Origin of the sequence: Ruminococcus sp. SR1/5 (genome assembly GCF_000209835.1) — a bacterium.
GTDB lineage: Bacteria > Bacillota > Clostridia > Lachnospirales > Lachnospiraceae > Blautia_A > Blautia_A fusiformis.
The window spans coordinates 2,307,207-2,322,937 of record NC_021014.1 but is presented as its reverse complement, the minus strand read 5'-3'; the positions used below and the strand labels follow the sequence as shown (position 1 = coordinate 2,322,937).

At 43.7% G+C, this 15,731-nt stretch carries 17 protein-coding genes and 1 pseudogene; 17 read left to right on the top strand and 1 reads right to left on the bottom strand.

What is annotated here, in order from left to right; all coding sequences use genetic code 11:
• The first annotated feature begins 484 nt into the window (after positions 1 to 484).
• The 17 genes and pseudogenes from CK1_RS11595 (at position 485) to CK1_RS11520 (ending at position 14,135) form a co-directional block, all read left to right on the top strand.
• Positions 485 to 1,438: a hypothetical protein gene (locus tag CK1_RS11595; protein WP_306288893.1), complete on the top strand. Its 954-nt coding sequence runs from the start codon at positions 485 to 487 to the stop codon at positions 1,436 to 1,438.
• Positions 1,439 to 1,446: 8 nt separating this feature from the next.
• Positions 1,447 to 1,887, top strand: a complete 441-nt coding sequence (locus CK1_RS11590; protein WP_015526414.1) for a DUF7601 domain-containing protein — start codon at positions 1,447 to 1,449, stop codon at positions 1,885 to 1,887.
• Complete coding sequence (locus tag CK1_RS11585; protein WP_306288892.1) at positions 1,850 to 2,227, top strand: hypothetical protein; 378 nt, start codon at positions 1,850 to 1,852, stop codon at positions 2,225 to 2,227. Before CK1_RS11590 ends, CK1_RS11585 begins: the two co-directional genes overlap by 38 nt.
• Before the next feature lie 42 nt (positions 2,228 to 2,269).
• On the top strand, positions 2,270 to 2,746 hold the full coding sequence (lepB, locus tag CK1_RS11580; RefSeq protein WP_015526413.1) for a signal peptidase I: 477 nt from the start codon (positions 2,270 to 2,272) through the stop codon (positions 2,744 to 2,746).
• 175 nt (positions 2,747 to 2,921) lie between these two features.
• Positions 2,922 to 3,902, top strand: a complete 981-nt coding sequence (locus CK1_RS11575; protein ID WP_015526411.1) for a DUF7601 domain-containing protein — start codon at positions 2,922 to 2,924, stop codon at positions 3,900 to 3,902.
• Positions 3,903 to 3,932: 30 nt separating this feature from the next.
• A complete protein-coding gene (gene srtB / locus CK1_RS11570) occupies positions 3,933 to 4,706 on the top strand; it encodes a class B sortase (protein ID WP_015526410.1) in 774 nt (257 codons plus the stop codon).
• A gap of 7 nt (positions 4,707 to 4,713) precedes the next feature.
• Positions 4,714 to 5,553, top strand: a complete 840-nt coding sequence (locus tag CK1_RS11565) for a streptococcal pilin isopeptide linkage domain-containing protein (RefSeq protein ID WP_015526409.1) — start codon at positions 4,714 to 4,716, stop codon at positions 5,551 to 5,553.
• 20 nt (positions 5,554 to 5,573) lie between these two features.
• Positions 5,574 to 5,912, top strand: a complete 339-nt coding sequence (locus CK1_RS11560) for a hypothetical protein (protein WP_015526408.1) — start codon at positions 5,574 to 5,576, stop codon at positions 5,910 to 5,912.
• Entirely contained in the window at positions 5,831 to 6,532 is a 702-nt protein-coding gene (locus tag CK1_RS11555) for an AP2/ERF family transcription factor (protein WP_306288891.1), read from the top strand. Before CK1_RS11560 ends, CK1_RS11555 begins: the two co-directional genes overlap by 82 nt.
• Before the next feature lie 251 nt (positions 6,533 to 6,783).
• Positions 6,784 to 7,263: a PTS sugar transporter subunit IIA gene (locus CK1_RS11550; RefSeq protein ID WP_015526406.1), complete on the top strand. Its 480-nt coding sequence runs from the start codon at positions 6,784 to 6,786 to the stop codon at positions 7,261 to 7,263.
• A 113-nt stretch (positions 7,264 to 7,376) separates the two neighbouring features.
• Positions 7,377 to 8,849 carry a PTS transporter subunit EIIC gene (locus tag CK1_RS11545; protein ID WP_015526405.1) on the top strand — a complete coding sequence of 491 codons (1,473 nt, stop codon included), beginning with the start codon at positions 7,377 to 7,379 and terminating at the stop codon, positions 8,847 to 8,849.
• 185 nt (positions 8,850 to 9,034) lie between these two features.
• A pseudogene (locus CK1_RS18885) lies at positions 9,035 to 9,358 on the top strand (YibE/F family protein); the annotation flags it as partial.
• Positions 9,359 to 9,403: 45 nt separating this feature from the next.
• A complete protein-coding gene (locus CK1_RS11540) occupies positions 9,404 to 10,144 on the top strand; it encodes a YibE/F family protein (RefSeq protein ID WP_306288890.1) in 741 nt (246 codons plus the stop codon).
• The gene (locus tag CK1_RS11535; RefSeq protein ID WP_353611166.1) at positions 10,131 to 10,886 is read left to right on the top strand and encodes a YibE/F family protein; all 756 of its coding nucleotides are present in this window, start codon (positions 10,131 to 10,133) and stop codon (positions 10,884 to 10,886) included. The genes CK1_RS11540 and CK1_RS11535 overlap by 14 nt, the downstream gene beginning before the upstream one ends.
• Positions 10,887 to 11,303: 417 nt before the next feature.
• Positions 11,304 to 11,741 (top strand): Hsp20/alpha crystallin family protein, encoded by a 438-nt coding sequence (locus tag CK1_RS11530; protein WP_015526401.1) that lies wholly within the window; start codon positions 11,304 to 11,306, stop codon positions 11,739 to 11,741.
• Positions 11,742 to 12,145: 404 nt separating this feature from the next.
• The gene (locus tag CK1_RS11525) at positions 12,146 to 13,108 is read left to right on the top strand and encodes a nucleoside hydrolase (RefSeq protein ID WP_015526400.1); all 963 of its coding nucleotides are present in this window, start codon (positions 12,146 to 12,148) and stop codon (positions 13,106 to 13,108) included.
• A 70-nt stretch (positions 13,109 to 13,178) separates the two neighbouring features.
• Positions 13,179 to 14,135, top strand: a complete 957-nt coding sequence (locus CK1_RS11520; protein WP_015526399.1) for a 3'-5' exonuclease — start codon at positions 13,179 to 13,181, stop codon at positions 14,133 to 14,135.
• On the opposite strand, the gene CK1_RS11515 is transcribed toward CK1_RS11520, so the two are convergent.
• Positions 14,112 to 15,401: a D-alanyl-D-alanine carboxypeptidase family protein gene (locus tag CK1_RS11515; protein ID WP_015526398.1), complete on the bottom strand. Its 1,290-nt coding sequence runs from the start codon at positions 15,399 to 15,401 to the stop codon at positions 14,112 to 14,114. The genes CK1_RS11520 and CK1_RS11515 overlap by 24 nt on opposite strands.
• Positions 15,402 to 15,731: the final 330 nt, after the last annotated feature.

The following is a 15,731-nucleotide window of genomic DNA, read 5'->3' as shown; positions in this document are numbered from 1 at the left end:
CGAAAGAGCAGAAATACCGGCATGGACATGTAATGAGCAGTGCCTGTTTTTGACTGCCATAGCATACAAGAAGGAGGTTTGAAGTATGATACATAATCATTCATCTGGAAAACACCGTCTGTGGAGGAAGGTCCTCTCAGTCTGTATTGCGTTTGCAATGATCTGCAGTGTTTCCATCTCAGCGTTTGCGGTAGAGGCCAGCAGTGAAACAGCCAATGAAAATATTGAAACAGTACAGTCCGGATCCGCAGAGGAAGCAGAAGAGCTGACAGCCACAGAAGCGGAAAATGATCAGTCGGTGGATGAATTACAACCGGAAGAACCTGCGGTGACAACCGGAGATGAAAATACAGAGGAACCGACAGATGTTATCGAAGCTCCATCTGAGGATCCGGAGCAGCCGGAAGAGCCATCCGTAGAGCCTGGCGAAGAGCCAATCCAGCCAGCAGATCCGACCGTGACCGAACAGCCGGAGGAGCCGACCGTGACCGAACAGCCCGAAGAACCAGCTGCGACACCGGCGGGAGATGCAGATGCATCGGTAGATGAGGTGCAGGATGTGGAGCTGGAAGCGCAGGCGGATGCACAGACAGTACAGGATATAGAGCAGAAGCAAGATCCGGTAGCGGTGCAGGAACGAAGGGGTAGTTATAACAACTATACCGGAATAGCAGCTATCTATTATCTGGCTACACCAGATGGCATTCCGGAAAGTAATGATACCCAATATTGGGCACCAGAATCAGACAAGAGCAAATTATTTGGAAAAATTAATACTAAGGGGGCAAAATGGGAAAAGGTTGATAACAAGGATAAAAATATTAGGGAAAATGTGAGCAATCATGTTAGTACATGGCCAGATGAAACTGCAGGATCTTCATGGATTGTAAAAAGAAGCGATTCAAGTGGAAATGTGGATGGAAAAACATATTTTAATTATATTTTGGATTCTATTTGGAAAGATTATAAAGGTAATCTGGAAAAGAAATTGGGAATAACAGGTTTAAAAAAAGAAGATGTGACAGAAATTACATTAAAACCATTCAAAATTTCAAGAGATAACAGCACAACATCAGTGCAGAAGTATCATATTGACTGTACGATTGATATTGTATGTAAAAAAACTTTTACTGCAAAATTCTGGATTAAAAGTCCGGAGGCGTCAGGATATGATCTGTCCGATGCAAAAGATTATATAAGAGGAAGAAATGTTGAAACAACAGAAAAAGCTACAATAGGCAGTAAAAAAGTTATCAATGGAATAACATATGTTCTGGATGGTTGGTATCCGGAAAATGATGGCGGAGGAGCATGTGGAGATCAGAAAATTACAACCTGGCCATATCGTCCAACTGATACAGAGTTAGCAGATGGTACCGTAAATTTTTATGCTCACTATATACCGCTTTATACAACTGTAAATATTAAAAAATTGTAACCGGAAATATGGGGGATAAGAGCAAAGCGTTCCACTTCAAAGTTTTTGTAGTAAATGGAAATATTAGTCTTCCATTTAACATCGATGAGACACAGTGTAGTGGTTCAGCGGAAATCACATTGTCGGATAACCAGACAAAAATGCTGACAAAGGTTCCAGTTGGAGCAACGGTGACAATTACAGAGGATGATTATAGCAACAGTAGATATGAAACTTCTTATACAATAAACAATTCTGTTTCTGCTAAAGGCAACATTGCGACAATATCCAGTATTCAGCAATTGAATGAGGATGAAAATACCGCACATGAAGTTACCTTTACCAACAACAAAGACGCAATCCCGGACACTGGGTTGGATTTCAATACAACACCATACATTCTGGCATTAGGTATCGTAGCTGCCGGAGCAGGTGTGCTGTTATTCGGGCGCAGGAAGCGTTGGAGTTGAAGGCGGTTGTGATGAAGAAGAAACGGTCAGGAAAAAAGGAAGCCGCAATGCTGGAGCAGAGCGGTTTCCGCAGACAGAGGCGTTAAATCATGAGCACGAAAAGCTGAAGGAGTGGTTCCGGACGGTCAGGTTTCGGAAAGTGCTGTTTGGCGGAGTGGATGAAATTCATCTCTGGAAAAAGCTGGAAGAGCTGAATCAGATTTATGAAACATCCTTAAGTGCAGAACGTGCACGGTACGATGCACTGATCGCTGACCATCAGAAAAGCTGTGATGCCATGATTCGCAAATATAAGGAACTTGCTGAAAGAGGGACTACCGGACAGGATACAAATGTCTGATCTGTTCACAGGATATAGTTCCAGAGAAGAGGTGCGGAGGTGATGCGTGCTGAAAAAGATCAAACCTGTTCTCAGACAATCCGGAAAAGAAGATATTCTACAGAAATAAAGGAAGGCTACATCCGTCTTTTCTGGCGGATTGTGTTGATCGTGGCCGTTGGCTGGCTGCTGTTTACACAGGTTTTTCTTATAGGCCAGGCACCGGATAATGAAATGTTCCCGGCAGTGGAGGCCGGAGATCTTCTCATTGGTTATCGGCTGGAACAGAATCTTGAAAAAGAAGATGTTGTCGTGTATGAAGTCGACGGCAAAACTTACGTAGGGCGTATCCTGGGATGCGAAACCGACGTGATCACAATGGATGACACAGGAACGCTTCTCGTAAACGGAACAGCCCAGACAGGAGAAATTGCATTTCCTACATATGCAAAGGAAGGGATCACATATCCCTATACAGTTCCGGAAGGCAGTGTATTTATTCTGGGAGATTACCGAACCCATGCAAAAAGACAGCCGTGAATTCGGTTCCATCTCCACGGAGGATGTAAAAGCAAAAGTGATCACTATACTTCGAAGAAGGGAACTGTAAAAAAAGTAACTGTTCTCCCATTTTCAGGGGAACATCACAGTCAAAATGTATAAGCTGCTTTTTATGAGCTTATAAATAAATTTATATTTCTAGGAGGATTTTCTTATGAAAAAGACAAAGAAACTGTTAGCATGTTTGATCGCAGCAGCCACCATGCTTACCATGGGAAGTACGGTGTTTGCGGCAGATGCAGGCACTACGTACACTGACCAGTCAACGGTTACTATTAAGAAAGCTTACAAGCTTACAAATGAGGGAACAACTTCTCCAGCAGAGACTTTCACATTAGTTCAGGTTGGAGATGGAACAGTAAGAGATAGTGAGGCAACTTCAGCTCCGGCACTTGGAACAATCACAGGTGCTACATTTGCTGAGCAAGCAGCGACTGTTAATGGAACACCTGGAGAGATTACAGTTGCACTGCCTACTTATGAACATGTTGGTATTTATGAGTACACATTAAAAGAAAAAGAAGATAATCAGACAGCAGGTGTTACTTATTACGGAAACGACATTAAACTCGTTGTAACTGTTATTCAGGGAGAGAATGGAAAACTTCGTGTAGCAGCAGTTCATACAGAAGCTGAAGGAGAAAAATCTGATACATTTACAAATACCTACTCCGCAGGTAAATTAAACATTTCCAAAACAGTTAAAGGTAATCTTGGTGATCAGTCTAAATACTTCGAGTTCAAAGTAACCTTAACAGGTGAAAAAGGAAAAACATATGCTAGTTCTTATGCTGTATCCGGTGGTAGCAATACAGCAAATCCTACATCCATTGAAATTGGTAAAGAAACAACATTCTTATTGAAACATGGCGAGACAATCAGCATTGCTAACCTTCCATATGGAGTATCCTATATTGTTACCGAGACAGCAGCAGATGGCTACACAACAACAAAGAGCGGTGACACAGGTAGTGTAAAAGAAGATAATCAGACAGCAGCATTCGAAAACAGTAGAAACGGTGAAGTTGACACTGGCATCAACCTCACAACCCTCCCATACATCCTCGTATTCGCAGGCGTGATCGTAATCGCAGGTGCAGCATTCATCACCAGAAGACGTAAATACGAAGACTAATGATCATCCAGGCAGCAGAGAGGAGGCAGTATGAACGCATCTAAGTTTTTTCTGAAAGCAGCCAACTCTCTGGTCACTGCCATTGTAGCATTGTTTCTGATCCTGGCGGCGGCGTATTCCGGGTATGCACTCTGGGATAACGCACAGGTCTATGGCGCTGTGGACGACATTCAGTCCCAACTCTTAAAACTGAAACCGGACCCGGAACAGAAAGACGGAGGCGCTTCTTTTGAAGAGCTCCGCAAGATCAATCCGGACGTCTGTGGATGGATCACACTGGACCACACAAAGATCGATTATCCGATCCTTCAGGGAGAAGATAACCTGACTTACATCAATACTGATGTATACGGTGATTTTGCTTTGTCAGGAAGCATCTTTCTGGATTCCGGCTGTGACAGAAGTTTTCAGGGGAAATATTCTCTCCTGTATGGTCATCACATGGCAGAGCATAAGATGTTCGGAGATCTGGATCTTTACAGAAAAAAGAAATTTTTTGACAAAAACACCACAGGTACGCTGATCCTGCCTGACCGTTCCTACAAGCTGGAAATTTTTGCATGTATGCAGGTTTCCGCATCTGAGGATTCTATTTTTGCAACGGGAAAATGGCAGGCGGACACCAGCGGACTTGTGGATTTTGTCAGAAAAAACGCGGAACATGTCCATCAGCAGACAATGGATAACATTGGAAAGTCCGAAGATTTTTCCCAGATACTGGCAATGTCAACCTGCTCTTCGGAATTTACAGATGCAAGAACAGTTCTTCTGGCGGTAATGAAACCTTATTCGCCGGAGACGTAAGGAGGGGATGAAGACGAATATACGAAAATTTCCGGCAGTGCTCCTGCTTGCGGTTCTGTGCCTGACAGTTTTTCCGATTTCAGCTATGGCAGCTGGAGTTGCGGAAGTAAAGATTCCTGTCAGCGTGGAATTGTCAGGTGAGAAGCCATCTCCGGACGAAACTTATACGATCATTCTTCAGGGTGAGGACGAAGCCCCCATGCCGGAAGAAAATACGATCACGATCACAGGTGCGGGGAAAGCAGAATTTCTTGCAGTGGAATATGCTGTTCCTGGCGTATACACTTACAGCGTTTCCCAGCAGCCTGGAAAGCTGGAAAACGGACATTATGACAATACCGTTTATTATGTGAAAGTAACAGTAACGAACGGAGAGTCCGGTGATCTGGAAGCAGTTGTGGCTGCACATACCGATGCACAGATGAACAGCGAGAAACAGGATATCGGCTTTGTGAATTCCTACGATCCTGTGGATACGCCGACACCTGTACCGGAAAATACACCGACACCACTTCCGGAAAAAACTCCGACTGCAGTGCCGACCAGAACTCCGGCAGCGACCATAACGAACACGCCGATAAAACCTGACAGCAATCCGCCTGCTTCCGGAACTTCTTCCTATACGGGAACTTCTTCCTATACAGGAAATACTGGTTCCAGTCATGTAAAAGCTATGCCAAAAACAGGAGATAACACAAACATTGCAAAATGGATCGCAGTGATCTGCGTTTCCGGATGCGTGGTATTACTGGCAGCAGTATTTGTCAGAAGAAAAAGAAAACGGATAAATAACAGGATCCGGACAGCGGTGCGGCAGGAAAAATTTCTACCGCATCGCTTTTTTTGACGAAATGTGAGGGACAGAGGATGGCAAACGGACTTAAACTGGAAGGTCAGAGATTTGGTCATCTGACGGTACTGAAAAAACTGGATGAGCGGGAAAACAGGTATGTTGTATGGCTGTGCAGATGTGATTGTGGAAATGAGATAAAAGTAAATACCAGACATCTGATGCGTGGGACTGTAAAGGACTGTGGATGTATTCCGGAAAACAGTGCCAAGAGAGGACCGGTGGCAGAAGACCTTACAGGCCGGCGTTTCGGGAAACTTGTGGCAGTAAAAAAATGGAAAGTAAAAACGGCAGGACCAGGTGGGAATGCCGCTGTGACTGCGGGAATATGCATATTTCCACTGCACACAGCCTGAAAGCCGGAAAATGTACCAGCTGCGGTTGCGGCCATTATGTCAGAGGTCGCGGGATCACCGACATCAGCGGACAGCGTTTCGGGCGGCTGACTGCTCTCTATCATACAGATAAAAGGAGCAAAAAGGGCTCTGTGTTCTGGCATTGTCGGTGTGACTGCGGAAATGAAGTGGATGTGACAGAGGATGGCCTTCTTCATGGTAATTACAGAAGCTGTGGCTGTCTGAGACAGGAGATATGGAAGGAGCTTCCCGGGCAGCTGCATATGGTAGATGGAACCTGTGTGGAGATGCTGGAAAAAAGAAAGCACCGCAGTGATAATACCAGCGGATTCCGTGGCGTCTATCAGCTGCGGAATGGAAAATACCGTGCTACCATCGGATTCAAGGGGAAACGATTTTATATCGGAACTTTTGTGGATTATCAGGATGCGGTCCAGGCCCGCCAGGAAGCGGAATCTACCATTCACGAAGGCTTTGTCCGCGCCTGGTACAGCTGGAACCGGCAGGCAGAAAAAGATCCCGGCTGGGCCAGAAATAATCCCCTGGTATACGAGATCCAACGGATCAACGGAGAGTTTCAGGTGACAACGAATATGAAAGAAAAAGAACTGCTGAAGTAAACTGAATATTCTCACATAAGCTGTCGCGTTAATGTGCTACAGCTTATTTTTTGAAAAATACCGATAAAAATGTGGACAAAACCAAAAATAATGGTTAATATATACACATGCCTAAAAAACAAAAATATGAAAATTATGCGAAATATATAATATAAACCCGGCGTTGATAAAAAATATATAGATATATTTACAAATCAACATTACGGATATCAATACCTGAGGAAGTGGGAAAACAACGGGAGGAAGAGAATATGCTGAAATTTTTTAAAGGAAAAGATAAAGGGAATTTAATCTATGCACCCTGTAAGGGTAGAGTGGTTCCCCTTGCGGAGGTTCCGGATCCGGTCTTTGCGGATAAGGTACTGGGTGACGGTTTCGCCGTGATCCCGGCAGACGGCAGGATATATGCTCCGGCAGACGGTGAGGTGGCAATGGTATTTGATACGCTTCATGCTGTTACGCTGACAAGCACTCAGGGCGCGGAAATACTGATACATATCGGACTGGATACAGTCACACTTAAGGGCGAACCCTTTAAAGCCCACGTTGCAGCAGGTGACAAGGTTAAAAAGGGTGATCTTCTGATAGAGGCTGATCTGGACAAAATTGAGAAAGCCGGTTTAAACACGATTATCCCGGTTCTGATCTGCAACACAGATGATTACGGAAAGATAAGCCTCCAGAAGGAGGGGGATGTTTCGGCGGATGAAGCCGTCCTCAAGCTTTCATGATCATCGTCATGCAGCTGACAGGCTTATAGCAGCCCGGAGATAGTAGCAATTTTCGGGGTGTTATAACCGGAGTGATCCGGTCAAATATATTTATTTTAAGGGAGGGGAAATATATGAAATTTCTTCAAAAACTGGGAAAAGCGTTAATGCTTCCAGTGGCAGTACTGCCAATCTGTGGTATCCTCATGGGTATCGGATACTTGTTATGTCCGGCAACCATGCAGGGTGGAGACATTCATGGCGCAGCCAATCTGATCGGTCTGTTTTTGGTTAAGGCAGGCGGAGCTCTGATCGACAACATGGCAATCCTTTTTGCTATCGGTGTTGGTGTCGGTATGTCAGAAAAGAATGACGGAACCGGCGGAATTGCTGCACTTGCATCTTGGCTGATGCTCACAACACTTCTTTCTACAGGATTTGTTACAACCATCATGCCATCAATCGCTGACAGTGCAACAAAAACTCTTGCATTTGACAAAATTGCGAATCCTTTTATCGGAATCCTTGCCGGTATCATCGGATCTACATGCTATAACAAATTCAAGAGCACCAAGCTTCCTGACTGGCTGTCATTCTTCAGCGGCAAGCGCTGCGTAGCGATCATCGCAGGAGTGGTTTCCATTATCGTATCTGTTGTATTACTGTTTGTATGGCCATTACTTTTCAGTGCACTTGTAGCATTAGGAAAAGCGATCGCAGGTATGGATGTTGTTGGTGCAGGTATCTATGCATTCCTGAATCGTCTGTTGATCCCTACCGGATTACATCACGCATTGAACAATGTATTCTGGTTTGACACGATCGGACTTGGTGATCTTCAGCACTTCTGGGCAGGTGAAACCTCTGCAGATGTATCCTGGAGCCTTGGAATGTACATGTCCGGATTCTTCCCATGTATGATGTTTGGTATTCCTGGTGCAGCACTTGCAATGGTTAAATGTGCGAAACCTGCAAAGAAAAAAATCGCGATCGGTCTTGTTGCATCTGCAGCGATCTGTGCATTTATCTGTGGTGTAACTGAGCCGTTCGAGTTTGGATTTATGTTCCTTGCTCCTGGCCTCTATGTGATCTATGCATTACTTTACGGTATCTTTACCATGATCACAGTTGCTCTTGGCTTCCGTGCAGGCTTCAGCTTCTCAGCCGGTGCGATGGATTTACTTTTCTCATCCTCACTTCCGGCAGCACAGAAGACATGGCTCATCCTTCCGCTTGGAATTGCAGCATTCATCGTATTCTATGTTGTATTCCTTTTTGCCATCAAGAAATTTGATCTGAAGACTCCGGGAAGAGAAGACGATGACGATCTTGAGGCAGAGAAGAATATTGAGCTTGCAAATGATGACTATACTGCTATTGCCGCGAAGATCCTGGAAGGCTGTGGCGGAAAAGAGAATATCACAAGCATCGATAACTGCATCACAAGACTGAGACTTGAGGTTAAGGATATTACAGCTGTAAATGATAAGGTGATCAAATCTGCAGGTGTTGCAGGCGTGATCAAACCTGGAAAAACTTCTGTACAGGTTATTATCGGAACCAAGGTTCAGTTTGTTGCAGATGCATTTTCTGCGCTTTGTAAATAATGGCTTTTTTGGAGTCAGGTATTTGTTAAAATAATTATGGGGGCAGCAGCAGAACTGTGAAAACGGTTCTGCTGCTGTTTTTTGTATACCTTATATTGACCGATACTTTCAAAAAGCGTACAATGTTACTTCGATAAAAAGCAACCGGTCAGTGCGTTTACAATTGCAATATTTCTACAGGGGGAATGAAGTTAATGAAATTCTGCATATTTCACAAAAAATATCTTTTAGCCGGCATATATATTATTTTTGTTCTGTTTACCTGCTGTAATTCCCGATTTTATCATACACCGCTGGCAAAAATATGTTCCGTAACAGAAAAACAGACTCTGAGCAGAGAAGGAACCAGGTGCTCAAAAGAATATTACTATACTCAGAATATTACGGCACGGATATTAAACGGTTCGCATAAAGGGGAAAAAATAACGGTCTCTAATGAATATACATCTTCTCAGGTTCAGACCAAGAAATATCATAAAGGAGACACCGTTCTTTTAAGCGGTTCAAAGGAAAGCCCCGGAAAAACGATACGTTCTGTAAAAAGGGATGGGTATTTGGCATTACTGGCAGGAGGATTATTTTTTCTTCTGATCTGCATTACAGGAAAGCAGGGATTTTACACGATCATATCACTGATACTGAATACAGTCATATTTGCGTATGGATTTCAGGCTTTTACAGAAGGGAAAAATATTTTAAATATCTGTAATGTCATCGCAGTTCTTTTTTCACTGACTACATTGATCTGCTTAAATGGAATTCATAGAAAAACATTTTCCTCAGTTCTTTCAACACTGTGTGTTCTGTTTCTGATCATGGCATTGTTTGAATTTTCTATTTATATGTACGGAGATCTGGATTATTCCAATCTGGAATACCTTGGAAGTACAGGCAATTCAGCAGATATATTCTGGGCAGATATTATGCTGACAGGACTTGGTGCAATTATGGATGTGACGGTGACGATCAGCGCAGCAGTAGGAGAGATCGTGCGGAAAAATCCATCGGTTTCTCTGAGAAGACTGATACATTCCGGTCGTGAAATCGGATATGATATTATGGGAACCATGATAAATGTACTGCTGTTTGTTCTGGCAAGCGGCATGATTCCCATGTTCATACTTAAGATGAATAATGATATAAGTTTTATAACGATCGTGAGATACCACATTCCATATGATATCTGTCGTTTTCTGATAGAAAGTATTGGAATTGTACTGGCAATACCAGTATCTGTTTTTATTGCTTCAGCGATTATGAAAATACCATCACGGAAAAGGGGTGTCAGAGAATGATCATTTTTCTTGCATTGATTTTAATTTTTCTGGTGATCTTGATTGGCGGAGAGCGTGGAGCCATGTCAATTATGACACTGGCGGGGAATATTGTAATTTTGTTTTTTCAATTATGCTGATGTCTGCCGGTTTTCCTGTACTGCTCCTGATATTGGTGGCAGGTGCAGGTGTCTGTTATATTTCTCTGTTTTATCAGAACGGAAATAATCCAAAGACGCGGGCGGCTTTTCTGGCTACACTGCTGGTAATGTTACTTTTGTTTATTCCGATTTATATTATTACATGGAGATCAGGAAGCTACGGATTAAATGAGATCCAGATTTCAGAAGATGATTTTATGTATTATTACAGTACGGACCTTCATATTAACATGCTTCATGTAGGAATATTTGTAACTGTTTTCAGTACTCTTGGGGCTGTTATCGATACAGCATTATCTGTAACATCTTCTGTATATGAAGTCTGGACTCATAAAAACAGTCTGACAGCGAAAGAGCTTACAGCTTCCGGCTATCAGGTTGGGAAAGAAATTATCGGTACAACGGTAAATACGTTGCTGTTTGCTTATCTTGGAGGAACTATTTTATTATTTTCATACATTCAGACACAGCAATATAGCCTGGAGATCATTCTTAATTCCCAGTTCCTATTCCAGGATGTTGCAGTCATGCTATCTGGTGCGGTAGCCTGCCTTGTTACTGTCCCGGTATCGATCAGATGTATTATTCGACAGATCTCATGAAGTATATCTCCACTGCACTGAATACGGATCCATGGTCCCGATACAGATGTTCTTTCCTGTATTCAGCAGACGTGTGCTCTCTTTTATGAAAGCAGTTATTATATTTATGTATTTATGGGAGTGTTTTTACAGGCAGTTCCATTTCTGATCCTGGGAGTCCTTCTATCTTCGGCGCTTCAGACATATGTATCGGAAAAATGGATCGTAAAATTACGTGAAATGTGAAGAAAGTGTGAAATTAGCACTCGCCTCTTGACAGTGCTAATAATGCGTGTTATAGTACATACAGAACAAAGGAAGAGAGAAAAAAGAAATCTTCCGGAGAAAGTTCTTACAGAATTTGCAGATGTTTTCAGAAACAGTAAATTAAAAACGCCTGCGCAGCACGCAGCGAATATAGATCAGGAGGAATGAGTTATGTTAATGCCAAGTATTTTCGGAGAAGATTTATTTGATGATTTTATGGGATATCCGACAGGCCGTCAGGCAGCTGCCAATGCTTATCCTCAGGTGAAGGATATGATGAAGACAGATATCCGTGATGTAGATGGCAATTATGAACTGGAGATTGATCTTCCGGGATTTAAGAAAGAGGATGTGAAGATCCAGCTGAAGAATGGTTATCTGAACATTCAGGCAACCAGAGAAGAGAAGAAGGACGAGAAGGATGATAAAGGTAAATATGTTCGCAGAGAACGTTATACAGGAACCTGCAACAGAAGCTTTTATGTAGGCTCGAGCATTAAGCATGAAGATATCCATGCGAAATATGAGAACGGAATCCTTCATGTAACCTTCCCGAAGGAAGAGACCAAGAAAGAAGCAGAAGAGAAGAAATTTGTTTCTATTGATTGATCAGCATTTATTGTGAAGCCCCGGTACTGGATTGCAAGCTCCGGGTGATGGGATATAGCATAATAACAATATCCGGAACAACCCAAACGGATATTGCAAATATTAAAGCTCCAAATTGCACATTGCATTTGTTTATATAAATGAATATAACCCCCTTTTTTCCACCCCTCTGCCAATGTCCGGCAGAGGGGTTCTTTACGTTTCAGCCTGAAGTACAGAGGTGAATTCTGATTACTGTTTACTGGTAATATTCCGCGAAGCGTGTTGCTGAGAACGGAGTGAACAGTAACGAATTCTGATTAACTTTACACTCTTTCCTCACTCTGTTATACTTGGAACAGGTAAACAGCGGAAATTCGGCAATACTATAAAATTGGGGAAAGAGTTTTTACAGAGGTGAATATATGGGAGATAAGATCAAGGTTATCATGGACTGTGATCCCGGAATCGATGACGGGATCGCACTGGCATATGCGGCAGCACATCAGGATGAACTGGAGCTGCTTGCAGTGACGACATCTGCAGGAAGTACCAGGATAGAAAGAGTGACCCAAAATGCACTGGAGCTGGTGGATTTTTACGGACTGAAGGTTCCGGTGGCAGGAGGCCAGGACCGTCCTCTTGTGAAAGCGGCAATTTATGCGGAAGAATTTCACGGAGAGACAGGGCTTGGCCATTGCGTACTGCCGGAAGCAAAATCAGAGGCTGCTTCTGACAATGCAGTGCTTTTTATCCGTGATATTCTGAATGCCATTCCGGAGGGCGAGCAGGTAGTAATGATCGAAACTGCACCAATGACTAATCTTGCACTTCTGTTGAAGGTTTTTCCTGAAATAAAGAATAAGATCAGAAAAATCGTATTTACAGGCGGCGCAGCAAAAGGCGGAAACATCACACCGGCAGCAGAATTCAACATCTACGCAGATCCTGAGGCGGCAAAGATCGTATTCGATTCCGGAATCCCACTGATCATGTGTGGACTGGATGCTACCCTGAAATGTAATCTCACCAGAAACCAGATCATGAAGCTGTGCCAGTCCGGTGATCCGGCAGCCAGAGCCTGTGGAGATATGGCTGGCTACGTACTTGAAAATTTTTCCAAATATCGCTGCGTGGCAAGTATCCATGCTGCTGTACCGTTTATGTATCTCATCCATCCGGAGTTCTTTAAAACAGAAAAAGTATTCCTGGATGTGGATTGTTCAGATGGTGCCGGACGGGGTGCCACATTATGCGATTTCCGCTGGTGGCTACACGAAGAAGACGAAATGAAAGATATGATTCTGACAGATGCAGATACAGAAAGCTTCCAGCAGGAGCTGTTTGAAGCGATTTATTCTGTGTCCGAATGCAAAAATATGAAATAGCCGGACAACGATCCGGAAACAGCTGCATTTATGAAGCAGCTGAGCAGTCAGATAAGAGGATAGAAAACCCATGAACTATATTGTATTTGACCTGGAATGGAACCAGAATCCGGATGGAAGAAGACATCCGGATAGTCGGCTCCCGTTTGAGATCATAGAGATCGGGGCAGTAAAATTAAATGAAAAAAGAGAGATCGTTGATACCTTTCAGTGCCTGATCAAGCCCAAAGTGTACCACTGGATCCACGACAGTATCCATGAAGTGATCCACGTGGATTATCATGAACTGGAAAAAGGCATCCCTTTTCCAAGGGCAATCCGCAGATTTCTGGAATGGTGCGGGGAGGAGTATCGCTTTTTTACCTGGGGAGACCAGGATGTGATGGAACTTCAGCGCAATATGAAATACTATAATCTTCTGAAGCTGATGCCAGGGCCGGTGCATTACTACGATGTGCAGAAACTTTTCAGCATAAAATTCGAGGATGGAATATCCAGGCGTTCCCTGGAATATGCTACAGACTACCTGCAGCTTCCCAAAAACCGGGATTTTCACCGGGCACTGGCAGACGCCAGCTATACTGCCAGGATACTCCTGGAGATCGATGAAGCCTGCATGATCCGCCATCCGTCCCTGGATGTATATCAGAATCCAAAATCCAGAGACAGCGAGATCTATATTTCCTATACAGACCATGACAAGTTTGTGTCCAGGGAATTTGTATCAAAGGAGCGTCTGATGAAGGACCGTACCATGGTAAGTACCATGTGTCCCATTTGCAGATGCCCTGCCAAGAGGAAGATCCGCTGGTTCAGTACCAACAATTCCAAGGTATATTACAGCCTTGCCCTTTGCCATGAGCATGGACCTGTTGCCGGAAAGATCCGGATTCGAAAAACCGATGAGGGAAAATATTTCGGGGTGAAGACCCTGAGAGCAGAAGATACAGAAGCGGCGGATGAGATCCGTGAAAAGCACGAATCTCTCCGCCGCAGGAAAATGTTACGCAGCCAGGAGAAGGTCTGATACGATGTTTCGTTCGTATTGCATTCCCCATCCGACCATTTGTTTCTTATAATAATATTTGCTTTTCAGACGCAGTGGGCCGACAGCATTCTGAAGAACGGCCTGGCGTTTGTTAAGCTGTGATTTTTTGATACCTTTTGGAAGAGTCACATAAACCTTTGTCTGATAATAAAACGGATAGGTGTTTCCGTTATTCTTAAGGATATATTTGTCACAAGGGAGTACCTTAAACGGGACTGGCTCCATGGACACCTTCATATCCACCTTTTCAAAATTTTCAAAACCATAATTAAAAAGAGAAGCGGTATCGCTGTAAGCATTTGCCGCGGAAGTAGAATTCAGGATCACGGCTACCAGCGTTATATTTCCTCGTTTGCAGTAGGTGACAAGTGTGTTGCCGGATGCATCCGTGTAACCTGTTTTTCCGCCACGGACGCCTTCATAATAATATTCGCCGTTTTTCATCATCTTGTGATGATTGAGCAGCTGGCGGGCTTCCGCAAATTTATTGGTAGGCGGGATCTCGTAATAACGTTTGGTGCAGTATCGCCGGAAAAGAGGATTCAGCCAGGCGGATTTGGCGATCTTTGCCATGTCGGAGGCTGTGGTGTAATGATTCTCATCCGGAAGACCGTTGGGATTATTAAAGTGTGTGTTCTTGCAGCCAAAAAGCTTGGCGCGCCAGTTCATGAGTTCTGCGAATTTCTTTACAGAGCCGGAAACTTCTTCCGCAATGGCGACAGACATTTCATTAGCGGACTGGAGCATGACAGCCATCAGGGCCTGATCCCTGGTGAATTTTTCACCGGGAGCAGCATAAATACTGGAATCTCCGGCAGTTACACTGGTGGAAGCTTTTTCAGATACGGTAATGTTTGTCTTAGCGTTCAGATTTTCGCAGGCAAGCAGTGTAGTCAGGATCTTCGTGATGCTGGCAGGGTAGAGCTGTGTGTCCGCATTTTTGGAATAAAGAACGGCTTCTGTATTTACATCCATAAGGACTGCAGCCTGTGCTTCGATGCCGGGACCTTTGGGCCACCCGTCAATGGAATCGGTGTCGGCAGCCTGTGAATAATAGCTGGAGTGAGCAGGCGTGACTGCTGCTGCCTGACCATCAGGAACCGGTGTGGCAGTGACGATAGGATCACCATATTCATCGTATCCATAGGCAGCCGCCGCGCAGGGAGCTGCGCCTGTGAGCAGGATCCCTATGCCGAGAATGCCTGCAAAGATCCGGCGCAAGGATCGTTTTTTCATATTTTTCATAACAAGATACCTTTCAGTAATAAATCCGGGCGAGAAGGTTATTATTCATTTGAGGATCAGTAACCGAAAAAATCTTGCCCGTTTTGTGATGAGGTGCAGTATTTCATTAATTATAGCATTGTATTAATGAAACGCTGTATTTTGGCCCTCAAGATTCTGTAGTAGTATACCACTTTCCTCCCGGAAAAACTACTTGCAGTCTGTGAAAATTCCATTAAGAAGAAGTGAACATACATATAATAAGAAAAATCCATGAAAACACTTGACATATGGATTTTCCCCAACCTATAATAGACAGCGTATATAGAAAAAGCTGTGATGGAGACAGTA

What these genes read in the sequence shown, in the direction of transcription:
- CK1_RS11590 (WP_015526414.1), top strand. Translation starts at nt 1,447, where the DNA reads ATGGGGGATAAGAGCAAAGCGTTCCACTTCAAAGTTTTTGTAGTAAAT.
- lepB (WP_015526413.1), top strand. Translation starts at nt 2,270, where the DNA reads ATGCGTGCTGAAAAAGATCAAACCTGTTCTCAGACAATCCGGAAAAGA.
- CK1_RS11575 (WP_015526411.1), top strand. Translation starts at nt 2,922, where the DNA reads ATGAAAAAGACAAAGAAACTGTTAGCATGTTTGATCGCAGCAGCCACC.
- srtB (WP_015526410.1), top strand. Translation starts at nt 3,933, where the DNA reads ATGAACGCATCTAAGTTTTTTCTGAAAGCAGCCAACTCTCTGGTCACT.
- CK1_RS11565 (WP_015526409.1), top strand. Translation starts at nt 4,714, where the DNA reads ATGAAGACGAATATACGAAAATTTCCGGCAGTGCTCCTGCTTGCGGTT.
- CK1_RS11560 (WP_015526408.1), top strand. Translation starts at nt 5,574, where the DNA reads ATGGCAAACGGACTTAAACTGGAAGGTCAGAGATTTGGTCATCTGACG.
- CK1_RS11555 (WP_306288891.1), top strand. Translation starts at nt 5,831, where the DNA reads ATGGAAAGTAAAAACGGCAGGACCAGGTGGGAATGCCGCTGTGACTGC.
- CK1_RS11550 (WP_015526406.1), top strand. Translation starts at nt 6,784, where the DNA reads ATGCTGAAATTTTTTAAAGGAAAAGATAAAGGGAATTTAATCTATGCA.
- CK1_RS11545 (WP_015526405.1), top strand. Translation starts at nt 7,377, where the DNA reads ATGAAATTTCTTCAAAAACTGGGAAAAGCGTTAATGCTTCCAGTGGCA.
- CK1_RS11530 (WP_015526401.1), top strand. Translation starts at nt 11,304, where the DNA reads ATGTTAATGCCAAGTATTTTCGGAGAAGATTTATTTGATGATTTTATG.
- CK1_RS11525 (WP_015526400.1), top strand. Translation starts at nt 12,146, where the DNA reads ATGGGAGATAAGATCAAGGTTATCATGGACTGTGATCCCGGAATCGAT.
- CK1_RS11520 (WP_015526399.1), top strand. Translation starts at nt 13,179, where the DNA reads ATGAACTATATTGTATTTGACCTGGAATGGAACCAGAATCCGGATGGA.
- CK1_RS11515 (WP_015526398.1), bottom strand. Translation starts at nt 15,401, where the DNA reads ATGAAAAATATGAAAAAACGATCCTTGCGCCGGATCTTTGCAGGCATT.